Source organism: Caulobacter sp. FW305-C-30-S16 (assembly GCF_058783025.1).
In genome coordinates this window covers 1,342,117-1,366,873 of sequence record NZ_JBYSYH010000001.1, presented here as the reverse complement: position 1 = coordinate 1,366,873, position 24,757 = coordinate 1,342,117, and the positions used below count along the sequence as shown (strand labels likewise).

At 69.4% G+C, this 24,757-nt stretch carries 20 protein-coding genes and 1 other RNA gene; all 21 read right to left on the bottom strand.

Translation table 11 applies throughout. The features are described from left to right. Positions 1-78: 78 nt before the first annotated feature. The 21 genes from recN to rnpB all read right to left on the bottom strand — a co-directional run bounded on the left by recN (position 79) and on the right by rnpB (position 24,715). Positions 79-1,776, bottom strand: coding sequence for a DNA repair protein RecN (recN, locus tag AC3WJT_RS06725; protein ID WP_492342293.1), 1,698 nt, complete (start codon positions 1,774-1,776; stop codon positions 79-81). A 29-nt stretch (positions 1,777-1,805) separates the two neighbouring features. After that, entirely contained in the window at positions 1,806-2,783 is a 978-nt protein-coding gene (locus AC3WJT_RS06720) for an outer membrane protein assembly factor BamD (protein WP_492342292.1), read from the bottom strand. Between the two features lie 92 nt (positions 2,784-2,875). Then, positions 2,876-3,772: a UDP-3-O-acyl-N-acetylglucosamine deacetylase gene (gene lpxC / locus AC3WJT_RS06715; RefSeq protein WP_492342291.1), complete on the bottom strand. Its 897-nt coding sequence runs from the start codon at positions 3,770-3,772 to the stop codon at positions 2,876-2,878. 229 nt (positions 3,773-4,001) lie between these two features. After that, positions 4,002-5,543 (bottom strand): cell division protein FtsZ, encoded by a 1,542-nt coding sequence (gene ftsZ / locus AC3WJT_RS06710; RefSeq protein WP_492342290.1) that lies wholly within the window; start codon positions 5,541-5,543, stop codon positions 4,002-4,004. 201 nt (positions 5,544-5,744) lie between these two features. After that, entirely contained in the window at positions 5,745-7,070 is a 1,326-nt protein-coding gene (gene ftsA / locus AC3WJT_RS06705; protein ID WP_492342381.1) for a cell division protein FtsA, read from the bottom strand. A 30-nt stretch (positions 7,071-7,100) separates the two neighbouring features. Then, positions 7,101-8,012 (bottom strand): cell division protein FtsQ/DivIB, encoded by a 912-nt coding sequence (locus AC3WJT_RS06700; RefSeq protein WP_492342289.1) that lies wholly within the window; start codon positions 8,010-8,012, stop codon positions 7,101-7,103. Beyond that, positions 7,978-8,925 carry a D-alanine--D-alanine ligase gene (locus tag AC3WJT_RS06695; RefSeq protein ID WP_492342288.1) on the bottom strand — a complete coding sequence of 316 codons (948 nt, stop codon included), beginning with the start codon at positions 8,923-8,925 and terminating at the stop codon, positions 7,978-7,980. Before AC3WJT_RS06695 ends, AC3WJT_RS06700 begins: the two co-directional genes overlap by 35 nt. 136 nt (positions 8,926-9,061) lie before the next feature. Then, on the bottom strand, positions 9,062-10,429 hold the full coding sequence (locus tag AC3WJT_RS06690; protein WP_492342287.1) for a M28 family peptidase: 1,368 nt from the start codon (positions 10,427-10,429) through the stop codon (positions 9,062-9,064). Positions 10,430-10,432: 3 nt separating this feature from the next. Then, positions 10,433-11,347 carry a UDP-N-acetylmuramate dehydrogenase gene (gene murB / locus AC3WJT_RS06685; RefSeq protein ID WP_492342286.1) on the bottom strand — a complete coding sequence of 305 codons (915 nt, stop codon included), beginning with the start codon at positions 11,345-11,347 and terminating at the stop codon, positions 10,433-10,435. Positions 11,348-11,489: 142 nt separating this feature from the next. Beyond that, on the bottom strand, positions 11,490-12,908 hold the full coding sequence (gene murC, locus AC3WJT_RS06680; protein WP_492342285.1) for a UDP-N-acetylmuramate--L-alanine ligase: 1,419 nt from the start codon (positions 12,906-12,908) through the stop codon (positions 11,490-11,492). A gap of 10 nt (positions 12,909-12,918) precedes the next feature. Further along, positions 12,919-14,016, bottom strand: a complete 1,098-nt coding sequence (murG, locus tag AC3WJT_RS06675) for an undecaprenyldiphospho-muramoylpentapeptide beta-N-acetylglucosaminyltransferase (protein WP_492342284.1) — start codon at positions 14,014-14,016, stop codon at positions 12,919-12,921. A 9-nt stretch (positions 14,017-14,025) separates the two neighbouring features. Continuing rightward, positions 14,026-15,195: a putative lipid II flippase FtsW gene (ftsW, locus tag AC3WJT_RS06670; protein WP_492342283.1), complete on the bottom strand. Its 1,170-nt coding sequence runs from the start codon at positions 15,193-15,195 to the stop codon at positions 14,026-14,028. Beyond that, positions 15,192-16,607, bottom strand: coding sequence for a UDP-N-acetylmuramoyl-L-alanine--D-glutamate ligase (gene murD, locus AC3WJT_RS06665; protein ID WP_492342282.1), 1,416 nt, complete (start codon positions 16,605-16,607; stop codon positions 15,192-15,194). The genes ftsW and murD overlap by 4 nt, the downstream gene beginning before the upstream one ends. An 18-nt stretch (positions 16,608-16,625) precedes the next feature. After that, positions 16,626-17,726, bottom strand: coding sequence for a phospho-N-acetylmuramoyl-pentapeptide-transferase (gene mraY, locus AC3WJT_RS06660; RefSeq protein WP_492342281.1), 1,101 nt, complete (start codon positions 17,724-17,726; stop codon positions 16,626-16,628). Further along, positions 17,726-19,117, bottom strand: coding sequence for a UDP-N-acetylmuramoyl-tripeptide--D-alanyl-D-alanine ligase (locus AC3WJT_RS06655; RefSeq protein WP_492342280.1), 1,392 nt, complete (start codon positions 19,115-19,117; stop codon positions 17,726-17,728). The genes mraY and AC3WJT_RS06655 overlap by 1 nt, the downstream gene beginning before the upstream one ends. Continuing rightward, on the bottom strand, positions 19,110-20,573 hold the full coding sequence (locus tag AC3WJT_RS06650; protein ID WP_492342279.1) for a UDP-N-acetylmuramoyl-L-alanyl-D-glutamate--2,6-diaminopimelate ligase: 1,464 nt from the start codon (positions 20,571-20,573) through the stop codon (positions 19,110-19,112). Before AC3WJT_RS06650 ends, AC3WJT_RS06655 begins: the two co-directional genes overlap by 8 nt. After that, complete coding sequence (locus tag AC3WJT_RS06645) at positions 20,570-22,327, bottom strand: peptidoglycan D,D-transpeptidase FtsI family protein (RefSeq protein ID WP_492342278.1); 1,758 nt, start codon at positions 22,325-22,327, stop codon at positions 20,570-20,572. The genes AC3WJT_RS06650 and AC3WJT_RS06645 overlap by 4 nt, the downstream gene beginning before the upstream one ends. Further along, the gene (ftsL, locus tag AC3WJT_RS06640) at positions 22,324-22,686 is read right to left on the bottom strand and encodes a cell division protein FtsL (RefSeq protein WP_492342277.1); all 363 of its coding nucleotides are present in this window, start codon (positions 22,684-22,686) and stop codon (positions 22,324-22,326) included. Before ftsL ends, AC3WJT_RS06645 begins: the two co-directional genes overlap by 4 nt. Next, entirely contained in the window at positions 22,683-23,621 is a 939-nt protein-coding gene (gene rsmH, locus AC3WJT_RS06635) for a 16S rRNA (cytosine(1402)-N(4))-methyltransferase RsmH (protein ID WP_492342276.1), read from the bottom strand. The genes ftsL and rsmH overlap by 4 nt, the downstream gene beginning before the upstream one ends. Continuing rightward, positions 23,618-24,085 (bottom strand): division/cell wall cluster transcriptional repressor MraZ, encoded by a 468-nt coding sequence (locus tag AC3WJT_RS06630; protein ID WP_492342275.1) that lies wholly within the window; start codon positions 24,083-24,085, stop codon positions 23,618-23,620. Before AC3WJT_RS06630 ends, rsmH begins: the two co-directional genes overlap by 4 nt. Positions 24,086-24,314: 229 nt before the next feature. Beyond that, positions 24,315-24,715: RNase P RNA component class A (rnpB, locus tag AC3WJT_RS06625), an RNA gene on the bottom strand. Between the last annotated feature and the right edge of the window lie 42 nt (positions 24,716-24,757).

The window sequence follows — 24,757 nt, the reverse complement described above, 5'->3', positions numbered from 1 at the left end:
TCACCATGACGAACACTATTGCAGCACTCCCCCGCTCGTCATCCTGAGGAGCGGCGAAGCCGCGTCCCGAAGGACGCACTAGGCCCCGATCAGCGCCCTGGCCGCCGCGCGGGCCGCGTCCGTGATCTCCGCGCCGGCCAGCATGCGGGCGATCTCTTCCTCGCGGTCGGCGGGCGACAGGGTTTCCACGGCCGTACGGATCCGGGTGTCGTCGCCGCTCTTGCTAATGCGCCAGTGGGCGTGGGCGCGGGCGGCGACCTGCGGGCTGTGCGTGACGACCAGCACCTGGGCCTCGCCGGCCAGACGGCGCAGGCGCAGGCCGACCGCGTCAGCCACGGCGCCGCCGACGCCCTGGTCGACCTCATCAAAGATCATCAGCGGCTGCGCGCCCTTCACGCGACCGGCCAGCGCCGCCTTCAGCGCAAGCGCGAAACGGGCCAGCTCACCGCCAGACGCGATGGCCTCCAGAGGGCCGAACGGCGCTCCCGGGTTGGTGCAGATTTCGAAGGCCACCCGATCCATGCCGGACGGGCCGGCGCGATCTTCGGACAGGGCCTCGACCGCCGCGCGGAAGCGGGCCTTCTCGAGCTTCAGCGGGGCCAGTTCGCCCTCGACGGCCTGGGCCAGACGGTCGCCGGCCGCGCGGCGCTCGGCCGACAGGGTTGCGGCGGCGGCCATGTAGGCGGCGCGGGCGGCAGCCTCCGCCGCCTTCGCCTCACGAAGAGCCTCGCCGGACGTTTCCACGGCGCGCAGTCGGGCGGCGAAGTCCGCGCGGACGGCCGGCAGGGACTCCACGGCGACCGACAGCTTGCGGGCCATGGCGCGCAGGGCGAACAGGCGCTCCTCGGCCTCCTCGAGTCGCTTGGGATCGAGATCGAAGGCCTGGGCGGCGTGGTCGATGGCCGCCTCGGCCTCGCGGACCTCGCTGACGGCGCGGTCGACCGCTTCAGCGGCGGCGCTCAGGCGCTGGACGGCGGGGCCGTCAGCGGCCGCGCCGGCCTGGATCGCCCGTTCCCGCGCCCGCTCAAGCGCCCGGAAGGCCTGCGACAGGCGACCGGCGGTGCTCTCGCCCCCCAGGGCGTCACGGGCGGCGTCGACGTCGCCCAGCGCCTTCTCGGCGGCGCCCAGGAGGGCCCGCTCCTCGGCCAGGGCGGTTTCCTCGCCCTCGCGCGGGTCGAGCCGGTCGAGCTCCCCCAAGCGAAGGGTCAGTTCCTCGATCTCGGCCTCTGCGTTGGCGGCCTGGTCCCGCAGCGCGCCGGCCCGCTCCCGCGCCGCCCGCCAGCCGCTCCAGGCCGATGCGACGGCGCCCAGCGACACGCCGCCGAAGGCGTCCAGCAGGGCGCGATGGGTGCGCGGGTCGAGCAGGCCGACGGTCTCGTGCTGGCCGTGAACCTCGAGCAGCAAGGCGCCCAGCTCCTTGAGCGCGGCGACGCCCGTCGCCTGATCGTTGACGAAGGCGCGGCTGCGGCCGTCCGCCGACAGTTGCCGACGCAGGACCAGATCCTCGTCGCGTTCGTAGGCAAGGCCCTTTTCATCGAGCAGCGCCCAGACCGCGTGATCGGCAGGCGGCGAGAAGATCGCGGTGGCGCTGGCCTGGGCGGCGCCGCGCCGAACGAGGCTGGCGTCGGCGCGGGCGCCGGTGGCGAGGCCCAGGGCGTCGAGAATGATGGACTTGCCGGCGCCGGTCTCACCGGTAAGCGCGGTCAGCCCGGGACCGATGGCGAGATCAAGCGCCTCGATCAGCACGACGTCGCGAATGGCCAGCCCGATGAGCATGACCGCAGTCTAGACTGATTTTGCGAAAGTCAGCGTCGGAACAGTCGCCCGAACACACCCTTTTTCTTCGGCGGAGCCGACGGCGTCGCCGTGACCGGCTGAACGGCCTCGGCAGGCGGCGCGACGACGGGCGCCGTCTCGCCCGGAGGCGGCAGGGCCGTGCCACGACCCAGCAGACGGTCGAGGTAGCTGCGCTTGGCGCCCGGCGTCTTGGGCTCGATCGCCGGCTGCAGGCCGCGATCGGTCAGCAGGTTGTAGGCGTCGGTGTACCAGGGATCGCCCGGGAAGTTATGGCCGAGCACCGCGCCGTTGTTGGTGGCTTCCTGCAGCAGGCCCACCGTCAGATAGGATTCGACGAGGCGATACAGGGCTTCCGGCGTGTGAGTCGTGGTCTGGTAGCGGTCGACCACGGTGCGGAACCGGCCGATGGCGGCGATCGTCTGGCCCTGGCGCAGGTAGTAGCGGCCGATGGCCATTTCCTTGCCGGCCAGCTGGTCGTTGACCATGTCGATCTTGAGCCGCGCGTCGGCGGCATATTCGCTGCGCGGGAAGCGCGTGATCACTTCGTTCAGCGAGGCCAGCGCCTGTTCGGTGGCGGCCTGGTCGCGACCCACGTCGACGATCTGCTCGAAGTAGCAGATGGACTTGAGATAATAGGCGTAAACGACGGAGGCGTTGCCCGGATAGAGCTGGATGAACCGCTCGGAATCCTTGATCGCGTCGGCGTACATGTTCGCCTGGTAGTGGGCGAAGCCGGTCATCAGAATCGACCGGCGCGACCACTCCGAATAGGGGTGCTGGCGTTCGACTTCCTGGAAGTAGGCGACGGCCTCGGTCCAGCGGCGCTGGTCCAGCTTGTAGGCCCCCGTCGAATAGAGCAGCTCGACCGGACGCTCCTCGTAAGCCAGACGCGGCTTGGGTTTTTCGCGCGCACAGCCGGCCGCCGTCAGCGAGACAGCGATGGCGAGGATGAGAAGGGCCGCCCGGCCAGTCGATCTAGGAAGCACGTACCCTCACTTCGAACCCGTTCGTGCGCTCCCGAGCGCAGCCTTCGGCTTCTACACCACACAAAGGCGGGCGCAAATGCGGCGGAAAGCGATCAGCCGACCTGGGCGAGTTCCGGCGCGAAGGTGCGGACCCGCCAGGCCTGCGGATTCGCCACCAGAGCGCGCACCAGCTGGTTGTTCAGGCCATGGCCGGCGTAGAGCCCCTCGAAGCGGGCCATCAGCGGCGCGCCGAGCACATAGAGGTCGCCGACGGCGTCCAGCGCCTTGTGGCGCACGAATTCGTCCGGGCGACGCAGGCCTTCCGGGTTCAGCACGCGGTCGCCGTCAAGGACCACCGCGTTCTCCATCGAGGCGCCGCGGGCCAGGCCGGCCGCGCGCAGGGCTTCGACGTCCTTGAGGAAGCCGAAGGTGCGGCAATCGGCGAGTTCGTCGCGGAAAGACTGCTCGGTGATCTCCAGATCGACGCGCTGGCGGCCGATCGGCGCCGAGTCGAACTGGATTTCGAAGGCCATCTCGAAGCCGTCGCAGGGCAGAAGGGCCGCGGTCTTGTCGCCTTCGACGACCTCGATCGGCTCCAGCACCTCGATAAAGCTGCGGGGCGCCTCCTGGCGGCGGCGACCGGCGCGGTCGAGAATCTGGATAAACACGGCGGCCGAACCGTCGAGGATCGGCACTTCCGGGCCGTCCAGTTCGACGACGGCGTTGTCGATCGCCAGCGCCGACATGGCGGCCATCAGATGTTCGATCGTAGAGACACTCGCGCCGGCGTCATTGTTGATCACCGTGCCCAGACGCGTCTGGCCCACGGCTTCGGCGGAAACACGGATGGCGTTGTCGCCGGTCTTGAGGTCGGTGCGGACAAAGGTGATGCCGGCGTTCGGCGCGGCAGGGCGCACCGCGACCCGCACATGCGCGCCAGTGTGGACGCCAATACCCGCGAAGATCACGGGGCCGGCCACAGTGTGCTGATGATACGCCGACACGGACACGAAGAACCCTTTGACTGACTGCCGAGGGCCAAGCGCGGCCGCTCAACCCCCTGCATGCCATTTAAGAGCTATGCTGCAACGCGGCAAAACAAACCCTGTTTCGGATTGTTACCCTTTTAAGGCGCTGAAAAGATTGGATAAAACGAAAATCCCGGCCGGACTGTAACAGCCCGACCGGGATCGTTAACGCTGGCGGTTGAGCCGGTCGCCCGGCTTTTCCCGTGTGAGGCTAGTTGGCCAGACGGCGCAAGAAAGACGGGATTTCGAGATCCTCGCCCTCGTCGGCGTGGGACTCTTCCATCATCTGCGGCTGGGCGGCGGTCGCTGCCCGGCCCGTGGCGCGGACGGCGGGCGGGCCCTCGTAGCGCTGTTGCTGCTGCGGACGGCCGCCGAACAGGCTGAGGAATCCCTTCCGTTGCTGCCGGCTGTCCTCGAAGTGCGGATCCGCATAGAGCGGCGCGTCGAACTCGCCCTCTTCCGCGACCAGTGGATCGACGATGACCGTGCGCGGCGCCTCGACCTGCATTGTGTGATGCGGAGCGGGCTGGGTGATGATCGCCGGCTGGCTCGGGGCCGGCGGGGCGTCAAAACCCAGATCGGACTGCTCGGCCTCGAACGTCAGCTCCGGCTCGACATAGGCCGGCTCGGCCCGCCGGACCTGGTAGGCCGGCTCGACCGCGCGGGCCGGCTCGTAGGCGGGTTGCGCAGGCTGGACGGGCTGGGCGGCGATCGGCTGCACCGGCTCGACGATCAGGGGCTTGGCGGTCGCGTTGACGCGCTGCGGACGCGCCGGCTCGATGGCGGCGATCGAGGCGCCGTCCATGCCGGTGGCGACGACCGACACGCGGATCGAACCCTCCAGGGCCGGATCGAAGGCCGCGCCGAAGATGACGTTGGCTTCCGGATCGACCTGGTCGGTGATGGCGTTGGCCGCTTCGTCGACTTCCAGCAGGGTCATGTCGAGGCCGCCGGTCACGTTGACCAGCACAGCCTTGGCGCCCTTCAGCGAGACTTCATCGAGCAGCGGGTTCTGGATGGCGTTCTGGGCTGCCATGAGGGCGCGGTCTTCACCGGTCGCCTCGCCGGTGCCCATCATCGCCTTGCCCATCTCGGTCATGACCGTGCGGACGTCGGCGAAGTCGAGGTTGATCAGGCCCGGCAGCACCATCAGGTCGGTGATGGAGCGGACGCCCGAGTGCAGCACCTGGTCGGCCATGCCGAACGCTTCGGCGAAGGTCGTCCGTTCGTTGGCGACGCGGAACAGGTTCTGGTTGGGAATGACGATCAGGGTGTCGACGTAGCGTTGCAGCTCGGCGATGCCCGCATCGGCCAGCCGCATACGGTGACGGCCTTCGAAGTGGAACGGCTTGGTGACCACGCCCACCGTCAGAATGCCGCGCTCGCGCGCGCATTTGGCGATGATCGGCGCGGCGCCGGTGCCGGTGCCGCCGCCCATGCCGGCGGTAATGAAGACCATGTGGGCGCCGTCGAGGTGCTCGCCGATCTCGGGCGAGGACTCCTCCGCGGCGCTCATGCCGACTTCAGGATGGGCGCCGGCGCCCAGTCCCTGCGTCGTGGTCACGCCCAGCTGGATACGACGATCCGTCTTGGCGAACTGAAGCTGCTGGGCGTCGGTATTGGCGACGACGAACTCGACACCCTCCAGCCCGGCTTCAATCATGTTGTTGACCGCGTTTCCGCCAGCCCCGCCGATGCCGAATACGACAATCCTGGGCTTCAGCTCGGTCGTCTGTGGTGCGTACAGCTTCATAGTCGGGACCCCGCGTCCTGTTGTTCTTTCGAACGGTCCGGCGAGCCACCCGCCGGGAATGCCTTACGGCGGGGTTAACATCGGACCCACATCCTTAATCGGCAGTTAACCGCATAGCGTGAGTCGGCGCGGGATCGAGACGCCTGCGGAGCAAATTTGTTGATTCGTAAGGGGTTGCGCGAATCAACGCGCCTTTACCTGCTACAAATTATCACGGAGCCAGGCGGCGACCTTGGCCACGGCCCCGGCCTTGGGGTCCAGCGGCTCGCGACGCACACGGGCGCCGGCAAGGGCTTTGGCCGACACGGCTTCACGCGGACCGAAGGCGGCGCGGTGCAAAATGCCGGCGGCTGCGCAGAAGGCAGGACCGGTCACGGCGTCCGCCAGGTGCGGCACCCGGCGCGGCCGTCCCAGACGCACCGGACGATCGAACACCCGAACCGCGACCTCCCGAACGCCGGCCAGCTGGCTTGCGCCGCCGGTCAGAACAATGCCCGCCCCCGGCTCGATCGGCGCGCCGGAAGCCTTGAGGCGCTCGCGCAGCAGTTCCAGGGTCTCCTCGACGCGCGGTGCGATGATGCCCTTGAGCAGCGAACGGGGCGCGATCACCGGGCTTGCGCCCGGATCGTCGCCGCGCGGCGGCGCCTCGATCATCTCGCGGTCCTCGTTGGCCGAGGCGATGGCCGACCCGTGCAGGGTCTTGAGGCGCTCAGCGCCGGCGCGCGATGTGGAGAAGCCGCGGGCGATGTCCTGGGTCACGTGCTCGCCGCCGACGGCGAGACATTCGACGTGGACCAGGCTGCCGCCGCTGAACACGGCCGCGGAGGTGACGCCCGCGCCCATGTCGATGCAGACGCAACCCAGATCCATCTCGTCTTCTTCAAGGGCCGCCAGGGCAGAAACGAACGGCGCGGCCACCACGCCCTCGAACTGCAGGTGCGCGCGCTCCACGCAGTGTCCGAGCGTCTGGAAGATGGTCTCGGCGATCGACACGACGACCAGATCGACGCCGAGCGACTTGCCGAACATGGCGCGCGGGTCGCGCACGCCCTTCTGGCTGTCGACGGTCCAGGCGATCGGCAGGATGTGCAGCGGACGGCGACCGGGCAGCCGGATCTGGTCCAGCGCCGCGGCGAGCGCCCGGGAGCAGTCGTTGTCGGAGATCGGACGGGCGCCGATGGAAACGCGCGAGGACACGCGGTCGCTGCGCATCTGGCCGCCGGCGGTGGCGATGGTCACGCCTTGGACGCTGACGCCGGCGACGGACTCGGCCCGCTCGACCGCCAGGGCGATGGCTTCGGCCGCCTCGTCCATGCTGGAGATGGTCGCGCCCTTCACGCCGCGCGACTGGACGTAGCCCACGCCGGCGGTGGTCAGGGTGCGGTCGGAGCGGCGCACGCCGTCGGGCTTCATTACAAAGCAGGCGACCTTCGAGGCGCCCAGATCCACGGCCGCGATCACCGGCTGACGGGCGAGCGCCGCCTTCAGGCTGTCGCCAGCCTGTTTGCGATCATCCTGCCGCGACAGAGTCTTCACCACCAGACGTCCCCCAAAACCCTATGCGCCGCCCGAAGCGAGCGGCTCGCCCGGCAACGGCGCCCCGCGCGGGCGAACGGCGATGATGCCGGGCTCACGCAGGTCGATACGTTCAAATCCAAGTTCCAGAATGCGCTGACGCTGATCCAGCTGGTCCAGCTGGATCAGGGCCGATTCTTCCTCGACGGCGGGAAGCTGGACCAGCCCGCCGTCCTTCAGCCGAAGGTCCCAGCGACGGCCGTCGACCCGCACGATGGCTTCCAGCCGCTCAACCAGCCGCGGTCGCGAATGAACCGCCTGCAGGATTCGCGCGGCGCCCTCGTTGGCGCCCTCGCCGACGATCAGCGGCAATTGCGGGAAGCGGCCCGGGTCGGCCTCGGGAATCGGCGTTCCGGCGGCGTCGATCACCGTCATGCGGCCGCGGTTCTGCCAGACCGCCAGGGTCGAGCGTTCGCGCACGGCGACCACCAGGGTGTCCGGCAGCAGGCGCACGATCTGCGCGTCCTGGACCCAGCCGACGGTTTCGACCGACTTGCGGACGGCATCGAGATCTATGTCGAGGATCGGCTGGCCGATCGTCAGGCCGGTCGAGGCCAGGATGGCGCGCTCGGCCATCGGCGAGGCGCCCTGCACATGAACCTGACGCAGCTTGAAGCCCAGGCCGGCCGTCTGGCCGGCGACGGCCTGCTGGGTGTTGTGCGCCAGAGCCTGGGCGCGGTGGCCCGTGGCCAGGGTGACGATCAGACCGACGCCGAACACCGCCCCGGCGGCCATGATGGCGAACCTGGGCGGCAAGCCAACGCCACGGGCAGCGCGCAGCTTGGCCGCGGTCTGTGGCCCCTTGGCGGAGGCGCGGGGTTTTCCCTGACTCTGGGGCGCTTTGGCCCTGGGCCTGGCGTTACCTTGCCGGGCCCCCCGCAGTGTTGCGGGCATACGCGTCCTCCACGATCCAGAACACCAGTTGGTCGAACGACATTCCGAGATGCGCCGCCTGCTCAGGAACCAGAGAGGTCGGCGTCATTCCGGGCTGCGTGTTGACCTCCAAGAGGACCAGAAGACGTTTAACGGGGTCATAACGCAGGTCACTTCTGGTCACACCCCGGCAACCAAGAGCGGCATGAGCGAGCTCGGCCATGCGCAGGGCGCGGTCGAAGTCCTCCTGCGGCATCCGGGCGGGCACCACATGCTGGGAGCCGCCCTCCGCGTATTTGGCGTCATAGTCGTAGAAGCCCGAGGTCGGGACGATCTCGGTGACCGTCAACGCCTTGCCGTCCCTGACCGCGACGGCCAGCTCCAGCCCGTCGATATAGGGCTCGATCATGACCTCCTCGCCGTAGGTCCAGGAGGGGGCGACGATCTCCTGCGGCGGCCGGTTGGCGCCGTCGAACACCAGGAACACCCCGACCGAGGAGCCCTCGGCGTTCGGCTTCACGACGTAGGGCGGCTCCATCACGTGACGCTGTGCCGCATCAAAGCGGTTGAACAGGCCGCCGCCGGGCACCGTCACGCCGGCCGCCGCGAGCACCGCCTTGGACTTGGCCTTGTCCATCGCCAGGGCCGAGGCCAGCACGCCGCAGTGCGTGTAGGGGACGCCCAGCGTCTCCAGCACGCCCTGAACGCAGCCGTCCTCGCCCCATTCGCCGTGCAGGGCGTTGAAACAGACGTCCGGCTTGAGGTCGGTCAGCACCCGGGCCAGGTCCCGCCCGGCGTCAACCCGACTGACCTTCGCGCCCAGGTTTTCCAGCGCCGTCGCGCAGGCTGCGCCCGACACGAGACTGACCTCGCGTTCCGAGGACAGGCCGCCCATCAGGACCGCGACATGGCGGCCGGCCAGGGGAAGGGACATGCAGAGGCTCCAGAAGCTTCAGTGGTGCTTTAGCCGCCATAGCAGCCGGGTGTTAAGCGGCCGCTGCCATCGCGTGGATTTTCGGTGGAGACGGCCTCCATTCAGGGACACGCACTGAAGTGCATGTCCCTGAAGGTCACTTCGCCCGGAAATCGACGTCGCTGTCGGCCAGCATGTAGAGCAGCGCGGCCCAGGCGGCGACGTTCTGGTTCAGCTGGACGGGGTCCACCTTGTCGAGCGTGTCGTCCGCCGAATGGTGCAGGTCGAAATAGCGGCTGGCGTCCTGGCGAAGGGTGAACACCGGCACGCCGGCCGCCTGGAGGCCCTCGACGTCCGAACCGCCGAACGGCGCGGGGTCCCGCGAGATGAAGATGCCGAGCGGGGCGAGCACGGTCGGGAGTTCGGCCAGGGCCGGCGCCTTCATCGCGTCCTTCGGCAGCATCAGGGTGTAGATGCGGTCGGCGCCCAGGTCGCTCTCGCTGGCCATGACGATGTTGGGCATCTCGTCCTTGCGGGCCGCCGCGTAGGCTTCGCTCGAGCCGCCGGACTCCTCCGAACCCCACATCACCACGCGGATGGTGCGGCGCGGGTGCTTCGGCAGGTCGCCGATCAGCTTGGCCGCCGCGGTGGTGATGGCGATGCCGGAGGCGTCGTCGATGGCGCCCGTGCCCGGATCCCAGCTGTCGAGGTGGCCGCCGATGACGATGATCTCCTCCGGCTTGCCACTGCCGGCGATCTCGCCGGAGATATTCCAGGCCACGCCCTTGGGATCGGTCGTCGAGGCGAGGCTGAGTTTGATCCGCACCGGGCCGCGCAGGGCCAGCTCCTCGATCAGATCCGCGTCGGGCACGCCCAGGGCGGCCGCCGGAATCTTCGGCGCATCGTCGGCGTAACGGGTCAGGCCGGTATGGGCGAGACGCGAGTCGGAGGTCGACACCGAGCGCATCAGGAACGCCACCGCGCCGCGTTTCGCCGCCTCGGAGGGCCCGGTGCGGCGCGGCAGACCGGCTGCGCCATAGCCCTGCCCGTCCTGGGTGCGGGTCATCGGCTGGTTCACCACGGCGATCTTGCCGGTCAGCGATCCGACCGGCGCGGCCAGCAGGGCGGCGTAGCTCCGGAACACCACCACCTCGGCCTCGATGCCCTTGGCCGGCGTCGGGACGGTGCCGCCCAGACCGATGATCGACAGCTGGAACGGATAGGGGCCCGTGATCGAGGCCGACTCCGCCCCGCGGATCCAGGCGGGCTTGGCGAATTCCTCGACCTTGATGTTGGTGAAGCCGAGCTCGGTGAAGGTTGCGACCGCCCAGTCCTTCGCACGCGCCATGCCGGGCGTGCCGACCAGCCGAGGTCCGACCTCGGTGGTCAGGTCCTCGAGAACCGTCCAGGCGGTGATGTCGGTCAGGGCCTTGTCGCGCAGCACGACCGCGGTGTCGGCGGGTTCAGCGGCGAAGGCCGGGGTCGCGATCAACGACAGGGCGGCAAACAGGGCGGCGCGACGCATGGCTTACTCCTTCGCCGGCAGAGGCCTGCCGATCCGTTTGATTTCCCAGTCGAGCTGGATTCCGGTCTTCGCCAGCACGTCGGCCCGGACCGCCTCGCCGAGGCCCTCCAGGTCGGCGGCGGTGGCGTCGCCGGTATTGATCATGAAATTCGAATGCAGGGGCGAGAACATCGCCCCGCCGAACGGTTTGCCGCGCCAGCCGGCCTCGTCGACCAGCTTCCAGGACGAGTGCCCCGGCGGGTTCTTGAAGGTCGAGCCGCCGGTCTTGTCGCGGATCGGCTGGGTGGTTTCGCGGCGGGCGGTGATCTCGGCCATGCGGGCCTTGACGGCCTCGGGGTCGTCGGGCGTCCCGCGAAACACCGCCTGGGTCCAGAACATGGTGTTCGGCTCGACCACCGTGTGGCGGTAGGTGAACCCGAAATCCGCGTTGTCCCAGATCCGGAGCTCGCCGGTCCGGTCGTAACCCGTGGCGGAGACGAGGATGTCCCTGGTCTCACGGCCATAGCAGCCAGCGTTCATGGTCAGGGCGCCGCCGATCGTGCCCGGAATGCCGGCGTAGAACTCCAGCCCGGCCAGCCCAGCGTTGGCCGCCGCCCGCGCCACTTGGGCGTCGAGCACGGCGGGGCCGGCGATGACCAGGTCCTCGTCCACGGTGATCTCGCCGAACGCGCGGCCGGCGCAGCGGATGACCACGCCCTCGACCCCGCCGTCGCGGATGATGACGTTCGAGCCGACGCCCAGAATGGTCAGCGGGACGTCCGGCGACAGGGCGAGCAGGAAGTCCCGAAGATCCTCCGGGTCCGCCGGCAGGAACAGCACATCCGCCGGCCCGCCGACCCGGAACCAGGTGAACGGCGCCAGCGGCTCATCGAAGAGCAGCTTGCCGCGGACAGACGGGAGGTTTTCGCGCCAGGTCATCGGCGAATTCCTGCGTGGTTCGAGACGCTCGCCTGAAGCTCGCTCCTCACCATGACGAAGAGAGATGCAGCCCCAACCCTGTTCGTCATCCTGAGGAGCCCGAAGGGCGTCTCGAAGGACGCATCAGGGCCAATGCGATCCCTCACGTCAGCGCCTCAAGCTGCCCCGGAAGGGCATAGGACCAGCTGGTGATGTCGCCGGCGCCGCAGAGCACCACGATATCGCCGGCCTTCGCCTCTTCCTTCACCAGCGCGGCCAGCGCGCCCGGCCCCTCGAGCGGGATCGCCCGGCGGTGGCCGTAGCGGCGCAGGCCTTCGACCAGGGCGTCGCGATTGACCCCTTCGATCGGCGCCTCGCCGGCGGTGTAGACGTCGGCCACCACAACCACATCGGCGTCGTTGAAGCAGGCGCTGAACTCGGCCATCAGGTCGCGCAGCCGGGTGAACCGGTGCGGCTGGACCACGGCGATGACCTTGCCCTCGCCGGTCACCGCGCGGGCGGCGGTCAGCACGGCGGCGATCTCCACCGGATGGTGGGCATAGTCGTCGATGACCCGCACGCCGTCGACGACGCCGGTGGTCGTGAAGCGGCGCTTCACCCCGCCGAACGCCTTCAGGCCCGCGCGGATCGACTCGGCGTCGACGCCCAGTTCGCGCGCCACGGCGATGGCGGCGCAGGCATTCATCACATTGTGCAGGCCGGCCATCGGCAGGGTCAGGGCGTCGTAGCGGATCGGCTCGCCTTCGCGCGGGCTGATCACGACGTCGAACTGCGCGCCATCCGGCCCCATGGCGATATGCGTGGCGCGGACCTCGGCCTGCGGGTTGGTCCCGTAGGTCACCAGCCGCCGGTTCTCGACCCGGGCGCTGAGCGCCTGGACTTCCGGGTGATCCACGCAGATCGCCGCGAAGCCGTAGAACGGGATGTTCTCGATGAAATCCTGGAAGCCCTTCTTCACGGCGTCGAAGTCACCCCAGTGGTCGAGGTGCTCGGCGTCGATGTTGGTCACCACCGCCACGGTGGATTTCAGCTTCAGGAAGGTGCCGTCGCTCTCGTCGGCCTCGACGACGATCCAGTCGCCCTCCCCGACCTTGGCGTTGGTGCCGTAGGCGTTTATGATTCCGCCGTTGACCACCGTCGGGTCCAGCCCGCCGGCGTCCAGCAGGGCGGCGACCATCGAGGTGGTGGTGGTCTTGCCGTGGGTGCCGCCGACTGCGATCGAGAACTGCAGCCGCATCAGTTCGGCCAGCATCTCCGCCCGGCGCACCAGCGGCAGGCGGCGCTCGCGGGCGGCGGCCATCTCGGGATTGTCGTGCTTGACCGCCGTCGAATAGACGACCGCCGAGGCGCCCTCCACCTGGCCGCCCTCGTGGCCGATGAAGATGCGCGCGCCGAGCTTCTCGAGCCGCTCGGTGTTGGCCGACGCTTTCACGTCCGAGCCCTGCACCGTGTAGCCGATGCGGATCATGATCTCGGCGATGCCGCTCATGCCGATACCGCCGATGCCGATGAAGTGCACGGGGCCGATTTCGAAGGGGACAGGGCGTCGACGCTGGATCATGGCCAGCGCCTTACCCCAGAGCGGTCCGCTCGACCAGATCGGCGAGTTTTTCGGCGGCGTCGGGGCGGGCGACGGAGCGGGCGCCGGCGGCCATGCGGGTCAGCATTGCCGGATCCTTGAGCATGGCGTTCAGCGCGCCGGCGAGGCTGTCGACGGTCAGTTCGTCCTCGAGCGCCACGGCGGCCGCGTCAGCGTCGGCCAGCAGGCGGGCATTGAAGCGCTGGTGGTCGTCGGCGGCGATCTTGAGCGGCACGAGCAGCGACGGCTTGCCGGCCACGGCCAGTTCGCAAACCGTCGAGGCGCCCGCGCGGCCGATCACCAGATGGGCGGCGGACAGGCGGCCGGCCATGTCGCGGAAAAAGGGCGCCACCTCGGCCTTGACCATGGCGTTGGCGTAGGTCCGGCGGGCGCTGTCCATCGACTCCTTGCGGGTCTGCTGCTGCACCTCCAGCCGGGCGCGGATGTCTTCCGGCAGCCTCAGGATCGCCTCGGGCGTCGTTTCCGAGAGCAGGCGCGCACCCTGGCTGCCGCCGGTAATCAGCAGCCGCAGCGGGCCGCCGGGTTCGGGCGCGACATAGGGCTGGTCGTAGAGGGCGCGGATCTCCGGCCGCACAGGGTTGCCGACCACATGGGCGCCGGCCTTGACCTTCGCCGTGGCCATCTCGAGCGTCGGGAAGGCGCAGGCCACGGCCCGGACCTTCGGCGCAAGGAACCGGTTCACGCGGCCGAGCACCGCGTTCTGCTCGTGAATGACGGTCGGCCGCCCCTGGCTCAGCGCCGCCAGCAGGGACGGCAGCGAGGGATAGCCGCCGAAGCCGACCACGACGGCCGGGTCCATGCGCTTGAAGATCTGCCGCGCCTGCAGCGTGCCGCGCAGGACCGTGAAACCGGCTTTCGCCATGCCCAGCGGATCGCCGGACTTCGCCGTGGCGGCGGACAGGCTGATGCGGATATCGGCCGGGAACTTGTCGGCGTACATCGCGCCGCGATCGTCGGTGGCGAGCAGAATCCGCCAGCCGCGCCGGATCAGTTCCTCGGCGAGCGCCTGGGCGGGAAACATGTGACCGCCCGTGCCCCCGGCGGCCACGACGGCGATGCGTTCGGGCATGGACACGTCTTACGCGAACGCGCCGGCGCGGGCGAGACCCTCGCTGGGCGTATAGGCGCCGGGCCGGCGCCGGGTCAGGCCGAGCGCCATGCCGAGCGTCAGGCCCATGGCCAGCATCGAGGAGCCGCCATAGCTGATGAACGGCAGCGTCATGCCCTTGGTCGGGATCATGTTGAGGTTCACCGCTACATTGATCAGGGCTTGAAGCCCCACGATGACGAAGAGGCCCGCCGCCGCGACCTGCTCGAACGGATCCGACAGCCGCAGGGACTTGTAGAGCCCCCGGATCACCAGGAACGCAAACAGTCCGATCAAGGTCAGGGAGAAGACCAGGCCGTACTCCTCGGCGAGCACGGAGTAGGCGAAGTCGGTGTGCATGTCGGGCACGCCCCGCTTCATCACCCCCTCGCCCGGCCCGCGGCCGAACAGGCCGCCGGCCCAGATCGCCTCGGAGGCCTGGGTGATCTGGTGCTTGTCCGCCTTGTCCGAACTGAGGAAGGTCTCGACCCGCGCCTGGACGTGCGGCAGCAGGAAGTAGGTGCTGCCCAGGCCCACGAGGGCCGTCGCGCCCAGGCCCATGATCCAGCTGATCGGCACGCCGGCCATCCAGAACGCCGCCCCGAAGGCGATCGTGATCAGGATCGTCTGGCCGAGATCGGGCTGTTTCAGCAGCAGTGCGACCGCCAGAAGGTAGAGGCAGAAGGCGATGAACACGCCCGGCACGCCCTCGCCCTTCTGGCCCTCGGCGAACATCCAGGCGACCAGCACGATCAGCGCCGGCTTCATGAACTCCGACGGCTGCAGGGTGAAGCCGAGCAGATGAATCCACCGCGTGGCGCCCTTGGCTTCGTGTCCGATGAACGGCAACGCCGCCATCAGGAAAATCATCGCCAGATAGACGAAGAAGGCCACGCGCCGGATGGTCTTGGCCTCCAGCATCGAGACGCCGATCACCAGCACCCCGGCCATGCCGCCGAACACCGACTGGCGCAGGGCGAAGTGGAAGGCGTCGTCGTAGTGCAGCCGCGCCGCCGCCGCCGGGCTGGTGCCGAACGACAGCAGGACCCCCAGCGCGATCAACGCGAACACCGTGCCCAGCAGCCAGCGGTCCATGGTCCACCACCAGTTGCCCAGGGGCGTGGTGTCGGACCTCAGGAAGGTGTGGGGGCTGTAGCTCACGCCCGGGCTCCCTTGAGAGTCGGCCGCTGCAGCGACTCGACAGCGGCGCGGAAGGCTTCGCCGCGGGCCTCGAAATCGCTGAACTGGTCGAACGAGGCGCAGGCCGGCGACAGCAGGACGATCGCGTCTTCGCCGCTGGCCTCGGCGTCAGCGAAGGCCGCGGCGGTCGCCGCTTCGATGGTGCCGGACCGGACGCAGGGCGCCTTGCCGTCGAGGACCCTGGCGAAATCATCGGCGGCCTCGCCGATCAGGTAGGCCCTGGCCACCCGGCCGAACAGGTCGGCCAGCGGCGCGATGCCGCCCTCCTTGGGCTGCCCCCCGGCGATCCAGTAGACGCGCGGATAGCTGCTCAGGGCCTGGCGGGCCGCATCGGCGTTGGTCGCCTTGGAATCGTTGATGAAGCGGACCCGCCCGACGGTCGCGACCGTCTCCATGCGGTGCGCGAGACCGGGGAAGGTCATCAGGCCTTCTGCCGCCTCCTCGGCCGGTACGCCCATGGCCCGCGCGGCGGCGTAGGCGGCGGCCGCGTTCTGCCAGTTGTGCCGGCCAGGCAGGGAGCGGGCGCGCAGCAGGTCGGCGACTTCGATCACCCGGTCGCCGGTCGCGTCGTAGAGTACGCCCTGAATCGCATAGACGCCGCGGCCCATGGAGCGGCTGGCGCTGATCGGCCAGATGGTCCGGTGGTTGGCGGCGGTGATCTCGGTGCAGATGCGCTGGCACCAGGCGTCATCGACGCCGATGATGGCCGTATCGCCCTTGGTCTGGTTCAGCAGCACCCGGCGCTTGGCGGCGACGTAGCCCTCCATGCCGCCGTGGCGGTCCAGATGGTCGGGCGTGATGTTCAGCAGCACCGCCGCGTCGGGCTTGAGGCTGGAGGTCAGGTCGAGCTGGTAGGACGAGACCTCCAGCACATAGACCGCCCCGCCGTGCATGTCGGGCAGGTCGAGCACGCCGACGCCGATGTTGCCGCCGATCCGCGTATCGCGTCCGGCGCTGGCGCAGATGTGGCCGAGCAGGGCCGTGGTCGTCGACTTGCCGTTGGTGCCGGTAATGGCGGCGACCTTCGGCCGCTTGTGGGCCGGCGCCGAATTGACCGTCCGGGCGAAGAGCTCGATGTCGCCCAGCACGTCCACGCCGGCCGCCCGCGCCATCTCCACCGACCAGTTCGGCTTGGGGTGCGTCAGGGGCACGCCCGGCGACAGCATCAGGGCGGCGAACTGCGACCAGTCGGCGGACTTGAGGTCGACGACCGGAAAGCCCTCGGCCTCCGCCACGGCGCGGCTGTCCGCCTTCTCGTCCCACAGCGCGACCTGCGCGCCGCCGGCGACGAGCGCGCGCGCGGCCGTCAGCCCGGTCCGGCCGAGACCGAACACGGCGACCTTGCGTCCCTCGAAGCCGTGGATGGGGATCATGGCGGGTTTCTCGTCTCCCTAGCGAAGCTTGAGCGTGGCGAGGCCGATGAAGGCCAGCATCAGCGAGACGATCCAGAAGCGGATCACGACGGTCGACTCCGCCCAGCCCAGCTTCTCGAAGTGGTGGTGGATCGGCGCCATCAGGAAGATGCGCTTGCCGGTCCGCTTGAAGTAGGCGACCTGGATGATGACGCTGAGCAGTTCGGCGACGAACAGGCCGCCGATGATGGCCAGGACGATCTCGTGCTTGGTCGCCACGGCGATCGCGCCGAGCGCGCCGCCCAGCGCCAGCGAGCCGGTGTCGCCCATGAAGATCTTGGCCGGCGGGGCGTTGTACCAGAGGAAGCCGAGCCCTGCCCCGATCAGGGCGCCGCAGATCACCGCCACCTCGCCCACGCCCGGCACGAAGTGCACCTGCAGGTACTGGGCGAAGACGTAGTTGCCGACGAGATAGGCGATCAGGCCGAGCGCCGCCGCCGCGATCATGACCGGCACGATGGCCAGGCCGTCGAGACCGTCGGTGAAATTCACCGCGTTGGAGAAGCCGACGATCACCACCGCCGCGAAGGCCAGGTAGAACCAGCCCAGATTGACCAGCAGGTTCTTGAAGATCGGGAAGGCCACGGACGTCGACAGTTCCGGCGCCTCGGGCGACTTGCCGCCGAACCAGACCAGCAGCCCCGCTGCGGCGAGGGCGATAGCGAACTGGATTACCAGCTTGACCGGCGCCGAGACCCCCGCCGTGGTCTGTTTGGTGACCTTGTCGTAGTCGTCCATGAAGCCGAGCACGCCGTAACCGGCGGTAACCATCAGAACGACCCAGACGTAGATGTTGGTCAGGTTGGCCCACAGCAGGGTGCCGCCGATCGCGCCGGCGAGGATCATCAGCCCGCCCATCGTCGGCGTGCCGGCCTTCTCGAGCACATGGCGCTCGATCCCTTCCTTGCGGATCGGCTGGCCCTTGCCCTGCTTGGCGCGCATCCAGTTGATGAAGCGCGACCCCATCGCCACAGCGATGATGAAGCCCGTCGCCGTCGCCATGCCGGTCCGGAACGTCAGGTATTTCAGCAGGTTGAGCAGCGGGAGAGAGTCCCGCCATTCGGCCAGGAATTGCAGCATCAGGTCGTCCCCCCCGTCACATCGAGCGCGGCCAGGGCGGCGGCTATCGCGCTCGCCCGGCTTCCGTTCGACCCCTTGACCATCACCAGATCGCCCGGCTGCACCGCCGAGGCGATCGCCGGCGCGATATCGGCCGCCGCCTCCGCGTAGCCACCGCGCCGAGTCGGCGGAAGGGCGTCCCACAGCGATTTCATCATCGGCCCGGCGCAGAACACCAGATCGACGTCCGCCGCCTCGATCGGTTCGGCCAGGGCGGCGTGATAGCCGAGCGCTTCGGCGCCCAGTTCGAGCATGTCGGTAAGCGCAACGATCCGGCGTCCACGTTCCTGGCGCCCGCCGAGGGTTTTCAGCGCCGCGGCCATGGAGATCGGATTGGCGTTGTAGCTTTCATCGATCAGGGTGAAGGCGCCGCCGGCGATCCGCACGGTCCTCTCGGCGCCACGCCCCGCGAGCGGCGCGAACCCGGCCAGGGCGTCCAGCGCCGTCGCTCGGTCGACATCCATCGCTTCGAGCGCCAGCAGCGCGCAGAGGCTGTTCAGCCCCCAGTGCAGCCCGGTCTGCAGCAGCGGGTAGGCGACCGGCTCACCGTGGATCACGGCCCGAACGCTGGCGGCGCCGTGCGCGGCCCGGAAGTCGACCAGCCGGGCGTCGCAGCCCTCGCCGCCGCCGAACGACACCACCCGGGCGCCGGCCGCCCGGGCCGACTGGCTGAGCATCTCGAACCAGGGATTGTCGGCGTTCAGCACGGCGACGCCGTCAGGCTCAATGCCATCGAAGATCTCGGCCTTGGCGCGGGCGACGCCGGCCTCGCCATCGGGGAAGTTCTCGGTGTGGACGGGACCGACCGTGGTCACCACGACGACCTGCGGCCGGACCATCTTCGACAGCGGCGTGATTTCGTCGGCGTGGTTCATGCCGATCTCAAACACCGCCCGCTGTGTGGCCCAGGGCATCCGCGCCAGCGTCAGGGGCACGCCGATATGGTTGTTGTAGGACTTGACCGACGAATGCCAGCGGCCGGCGCCGGCGAGCCCCGCGGCGATCGCCTGGGTGACGCTGGTCTTGCCGACCGAACCGGTCACAGCGGCCCGGACGGCCAGCGACCGGTCACGCGCGGCGACGCCCATCGCTTCAAGCGCCTTGAGCGTGTCGGGTACGAGGACGTGAGGTCCTTCCACGGGACTGGAGGCCAGCACGCCCGCCGCGCCGGCGGTCCGCGCGCCCGGCGCGAAGAGATGGCCGTCCCGTTCGCCGGTCAGGGCGACGAACAGGTCGCCGGGATCGACCGCACGGCTGTCGATCGAGACGCCTGTGGCTTCGAACGCGCCGCCCGCCACCCGTCCGCCGGTCGCCCTGGCGATATCGTCCGAGGTCCACAACACGTCAGCCACGGGCTGCCTCCAGGCCAAGGGCCGCCACGGTCTCGGTCACATCGTCGAACGGATGGGTCACGCCGGCGACCAACTGGCCCTGCTCATGGCCCTTGCCCGCCACGACGAGCACGTCGCCCTGGCCCAGCAGGTCGGCGGCGGCGCGGATCGCCTCACGACGATCGCCGATTTCACGGGCGCCAGGCGCGGCGGCAAGGATTTCGGCGCGAATAGCGGCCGGGATCTCGGAGCGGGGATTGTCGTCGGTGACGATCGCGACGTCGGCCAGCCGGGCGGCGATCCCGCCCATCAGGGGCCGCTTGCCCCGATCGCGGTCGCCCCCGGCGCCGAACACCACGATCAGGCGGCCTTCGGTGTGCGGACGCAGCGCCTTGAGAACGGTCTCCAGCCCGTCGGGCGTATGGGCGTAGTCGACATAGGCGTCGCCGCCGCGCGGGCCCGCGCCGACATGCTGCAGGCGGCCGGGGGCGCCCTTCAGCTGTTCCAGGGCCCTGAGCACCGCGCCGGCGTCCTCGCCCGCGGCGATGCACAGGCCGGCGGCGACAAGGGCGTTGTCCGCCTGGAAGGCGCCGGCCAGCGGCAGGTGAAGATCATGACGCTGGCCGTCGTGTTCGATCGAAAGCTGTTGTCCGTCGGCGGTCAGGCGCCGGCCGGCGATGTGCAGGCCCTTGCCCGCTTCACCCGTGGAGAAGACCGGATGGCCGGCGGCGGTCGCCGCGTCTGCGAACGTCCCGAACTGATCGCTGTCGGCGTTCAGCACCGCGGTTCCGCCGGCCTGCAGCAGGGTCTCGAACAGCCGCAGCTTGGCGGCCCGATAGACGCCCATCGTGCCGTGATAGTCGAGGTGGTCCTGGGTCAGGTTCAGAAAGCCGGCGGCGGTCAGGCGCACGCCATCCAGCCGGCGCTGGTCAACGCCGTGCGAGGAGGCCTCCAGCGCCACATGGGTAACGCCGTCAGCGGCCAGCTTCGCCATCAGTTCGGCGACATCGGCGGCGTCAGGCGTGGTCAACCCCGGGGGCGTGATCTGGACGTCCGGAACCCCGAGCGACGACACGGTGACGCCCAGCGTGCCCATGCTGGCGGCCTTGCGGCCCAGCGACGCGAAGATCTGGCGACAGAAGGTGGCCACCGACGTCTTGCCGTTGGTGCCGGTCACCGCGACACAGACAGCCGGCTGGACGCCGTACAGGGCGGCGGCGGCCAGGGCGTAGGCGCGACGCAGGTCCTCGGCATGGACAACCGGCACCGCCGGGTGACGGACGTCATCGGGGGCCAGGATGGCGGCGGCGCCCGAAGCGACCGCGCTCTCCACATAGGCTCTGCCATCGACCTTCGAGCCCGGCAGGGCGGCGAACAGGAACCCCGGCGCGACCTTGCGGCTGTCGGCGGTGACCCCGGTGATCAGCGGGTCCGGCGTGACGGGCCGACCGATGAGCCGGGAGAGCAGCGCGGTCACAGGCCGGCCTCCGGCGTCGCCATCATGGCGGTCGCCCGCGCGGCGATCAGGGTCGGCGCGCCGGGCGCGGGCGTCAGCCGGCGAGGCACGCCGAGGAAGGGCGCGACGCGATCGATGGTGCGGCCGACGGCCGGCGCCGCGACCCAGCCGCCGGTGCGAATGCCGCCCTTGGGTTCGTCCAGCAGGACCAGAACAAAGTAGCGGTCGGCCTCGACCGGGCCGTCCGTCGGGAACACCGCCGCGAAGGACCCCACCTGCTTGTAGGAGCTGTAGCTGCGGATTTCGGAATCCCACTTCTCGCCGGTGCCCGTCTTGCCGCCGACCGACAGGCCGGCCGCCTCGGCCTTGCGGCCGGTGCCGCCCACCACGTTGCCGCGCATGATCTGGAGCATCGACAGGGTCGTGGCCTCCGACACCACCCGGGGGCCCTGCGGCCGGAAGCCTGGCGCCGCCTTGCGGATGGTCAGGGGGACCATCTGGCCGCCGTTGAGGATCGCGCCCATGGCCTGGGCGAGGGTCAGCGGCGAGACATTGATGCCATGGCCGAACGAGACGCTGGCGATGTCGTCATCGTTCCATTTCTTCGGCGTCAGCGGACGGGCGGACTCGATCAGCTCGACCTGCGCGCGGCGGGTCAGGCCGAAGGCGGCGAAGTACCGCGCCAGCTGCTCGTTGCCGATCGCATGGGCCAGCAACGCGGTGCCGATGTTGGAGGAGTGATTGAACACCTCCCGCAGGGTGAGGATGCGGTTTTCCCCGTGGTAGTCGTGGATCGTGCGATAGCCGATCTTCAGCGGCGCGCGGGCGTCGTAGGTCGAGTCCGGCTTCGCCACGCGGGTGTCGAGGCCGATGGCCACGGTGAAGGCCTTGAAGGTCGAGCCCATCTCGAACACCGAGGCGGCCGCGCGATTCAGCTTCTGGTCCGGCGTGGCCCGCTGCTGGAAGTTCGGATCGAAGTCCGGCCAGCTGGCCATGGCGACGATCTCGCCGGTGTGGACGTTGGTGATGATGCCGACCGCGCCATTGGGCTTGTACTCGGCGGCGGCGACGGCCAGCTCCTCCTCGAGCGCCGCCTGGACACGGACATCGATGGACAGCGCCACAGGCTTGCCGGCCGCGCCGGCCTTCAGGATTTCCTCCTGCAGCGCACGCTCGGCGCCCGCCAGACTCTCGCCGCGCCGTTCGGTGTAGCCGATGAAATGGGCGGCGAGCGGCCCGAGCGGATAGACCCGACGCTCCTCCGGTTCGAAGATGATTCCCGGCAGGCCCAGTTCATGGACGCGAGCGCGCTCGGCCGGCGTCAGGCCGCCGATCAGGAAGGCGCGCTTCTTCGCCGCGAGGGCCCGGTCGATCTGCGCCGGCGTCAGTTGCGGCAGGGCGGAGAGCAGGCCGGCGCGGGTCTCGCGTTTGCTCCAGACATCCTTGAGATCGAGCGACAGCGAGTAGTGGACCAGGTTGACCGCGAGCAGTCGCCCCTCGCGATCCACCAGATCCGCGCGTTCCGGCGCGCCGACGGCGGTTCCGCCGGCCCGGCCGGACTGCGCCAGCGTCGCCGACCAGAGGGCGCCCCCGGCCATGACGCAGAAGGCGACGGCGAACACCATCAGGACGACGAAGATGCGGATGCGGGTGTCGTTCTCGGCCCGACCGTCGGCATGAGCGCGTTCGAACGCATGCTCGACCCGCCAGACGCGTTCGATGATCCAGCGCCAGAGCAGCGGATACCTTTGCGGGGCGAGGTCGGCGATGCTCATGGGACCGCGACACTCACGGTGGAGACCGGTTGCGGCCGGGGCTGTTGCGCAGCGAGGGTCGACAGGGTGTCGACGGTGGCCTCCTGCCGCGCGGCCAGCGGCGCGAGTTCCAGATGCCCCCGCGCCAGCCGCTCGAGCCGCTCGGGCTGCTCGAGGTGCGCGACCTCGGCCTCCAGCAGCCGGATGCGCTTGCGCTCCTTGTTCATGTCGACTTCGACCTGACCGATCTCATTGCGTTCGCGGCCGGCGATGGTCTTGGCCAGGTTCACGCTGATCGCGAGCATCAGCAGGGTGGCGCCCAGCACGATGTTCAGGGTCCGAAAGCCGCGAATGCGATGGTTGAGCAGCGCCCTGATCATGCCGCATCCCTCCAGGCCGGCGCATCGGTGCGCACGCCGGCGCGCAGCTTGGCCGAACGGGCGCGGGGGTTGGCCGCGAGCTCGGCGTCGCCGGACTCCATCGCGCCCTTGAACGGCAACTCGAAGGTCGGCGCGGGTCCGCCCGCCACAGGCGGAGCATGACGCGAGCCGCCCGGCAGGTTGCCGGACCGGGCGGTGAAGAAGGACTTCACGATGCGGTCTTCAAGCGAATGGAAGGTTACCACCGCGAGCCGGCCGCCGGTCTTCAGGATCTTTTCGGCGGCGACGAGGGCGGCCTCCAGTTCGGCGAGCTCCTCGTTCACCGCGATCCGCAACGCCTGGAACACCTTGGTGGCCGGGTGGGTCTTGGCGCCGCGACGGCCGCCGAGGGCCTTTTCGACCACGTCGGCGAGATCCAGGGTCCGTTCGAAGGGCTGCGTGGCGCGCCGCCGGATCAGGAACGACGCGATGCGGCGGCTCTCGCGCTCCTCGCCGTACAGCCAGATGATCCGGGCCAGCTCATCTTTTTCCAGCGTGTTCACGAGGTCAGCGGCGGTCGGGCCCGTATCGCTCATCCGCATGTCGAGCGGACCGTCGCGCATGAAGGAGAACCCGCGGTCCGCCTCGTCCAGCTGCATCGACGAGACGCCGATATCCAGCGCCACGCCGTCCACAGAACCGGGGCCGAAGTGATCGCCCATTTCCGAGAACCGCGCCTCGATCAGCTTGAACCGGCCGGTGGCCTCAAGCGGCGCGGCGAACCGGCGGGCGGTCGGGTCGCGGTCGAACGCAACGACCTGGGCCCCGGAATCGAGAAAGGCGCGAGCGTAACCGCCCGCGCCGAAAGTGCCGTCCACGATGATCTCGCCGGGTCCGGGCCTGAGGACGCGGGTCACCTCATCAAGCAGCACGGAGAGATGGGGCGCCTCGCTCACTCGGCCGCCCCCGTCAGCCGGGCGCGCTGGGCGGCGCGCAGTTCGGCCAGGCCCGTGCGGGCGGTTTCTCGCGCGGCGGCCCGATGCGCCTGGAAAGCGTCTCGGGTCCAGATCTGGAACCGGTCGCCCATGCCGACCACCGACACCCAGTCGGTCAGGCCGACCATGTCGCACAGCGCCGGCGGCAAAGTGATGCGGCCCGCATCGTCGAACGACAGCCTGGCCATGCCGCCGAACACGCTGGTCTCGAGCGCCGAGCGCAGCGGATCGCCGAACGGCAGCTCTTCGATCATCGCGACGTAACGATCGAACAACGCTTTGCCGCCACCCTCCAGGCAGTCGGCTTCGATCGAGGGGAAACAGAAGACGCCGTCGAAGGGTTGGCCGACCGCCGCACGGAACTCATGCGGCACGACGATGCGGCGCTTGCTGTCCAGTTGCTTGTCGAAGGTCGACAGGAACACGTCGCCCAATCCCCGCCCAACGTCGCCCAACCCCTTCGGCGACACAAACTGGGTTAACATGGGATAAAATGGGACGCAATGACACGCGAGCCCGTTTCTTTACGAAAACAACTATGTCGCAGACCGCGTTGGCTGGCACAGGCTCACTATCCACAGAACATACACTGAACACGTTAATAACAGCGGGGATAACCGCGGCCGCGTTGCAGTCTAGAAGTGTGAGGACAGGCGGATCAGACGGCCTGTAAGCCGGGTTCTGTGCCAACGCCCTTGCGGGCGCGCGACGATCATTCCTCTGGACCGGCCCTTGCGGGACGGTTCTCGCGACCAACCCGGACGCCTCGGGCCGGAAACGGCCCTGCCTCGCAGTATCCCCGAAGGGACATACGGAGCGCGGAATCCCTATTCGGTCTTGCTCCAGGCGGGGCTTGCCATGCCGTCCGTGTCGCCACGTCCGCGGTGGGCTCTTACCCCACCCTTTCACCCTTCCCGCCGCCGAAGCGGAGGAGGTTTGCTTTCTGTGGCGCTATCCCTCGGGTCACCCCGGGCGGGCGTTACCCGCCGCCTTGTTTCCGTGGAGCCCGGACTTTCCTCGACCCCCGAAGGGACCGCGATCGCCCGGCCGTCTGATCCGGGGCGGGTTGTGGGCGAAGGGGGCGATGGGGTCAATGA

Excerpts from the sequence above, each read along its gene's own strand:
- murB (WP_492342286.1), bottom strand. The coding sequence starts at position 11,347 with ATGACCTGGCGCGAAAACCTCCCGTCTGTCCGCGGCAAGCTGCTCTTC.
- ftsZ (WP_492342290.1), bottom strand. The coding sequence starts at position 5,543 with ATGAAGCTGTACGCACCACAGACGACCGAGCTGAAGCCCAGGATTGTC.
- AC3WJT_RS06690 (WP_492342287.1), bottom strand. The coding sequence starts at position 10,429 with ATGCGTCGCGCCGCCCTGTTTGCCGCCCTGTCGTTGATCGCGACCCCG.
- murD (WP_492342282.1), bottom strand. The coding sequence starts at position 16,607 with ATGATCCCCATCCACGGCTTCGAGGGACGCAAGGTCGCCGTGTTCGGT.
- murG (WP_492342284.1), bottom strand. The coding sequence starts at position 14,016 with ATGCCCGAACGCATCGCCGTCGTGGCCGCCGGGGGCACGGGCGGTCAC.
- murC (WP_492342285.1), bottom strand. The coding sequence starts at position 12,908 with ATGATCCAGCGTCGACGCCCTGTCCCCTTCGAAATCGGCCCCGTGCAC.
- recN (WP_492342293.1), bottom strand. The coding sequence starts at position 1,776 with ATGCTCATCGGGCTGGCCATTCGCGACGTCGTGCTGATCGAGGCGCTT.
- AC3WJT_RS06700 (WP_492342289.1), bottom strand. The coding sequence starts at position 8,012 with ATGCCCGCAACACTGCGGGGGGCCCGGCAAGGTAACGCCAGGCCCAGG.
- AC3WJT_RS06645 (WP_492342278.1), bottom strand. The coding sequence starts at position 22,327 with ATGAGCATCGCCGACCTCGCCCCGCAAAGGTATCCGCTGCTCTGGCGC.
- mraY (WP_492342281.1), bottom strand. The coding sequence starts at position 17,726 with ATGCTGCAATTCCTGGCCGAATGGCGGGACTCTCTCCCGCTGCTCAAC.
- AC3WJT_RS06695 (WP_492342288.1), bottom strand. The coding sequence starts at position 8,925 with ATGTCCCTTCCCCTGGCCGGCCGCCATGTCGCGGTCCTGATGGGCGGC.
- ftsL (WP_492342277.1), bottom strand. The coding sequence starts at position 22,686 with ATGATCAGGGCGCTGCTCAACCATCGCATTCGCGGCTTTCGGACCCTG.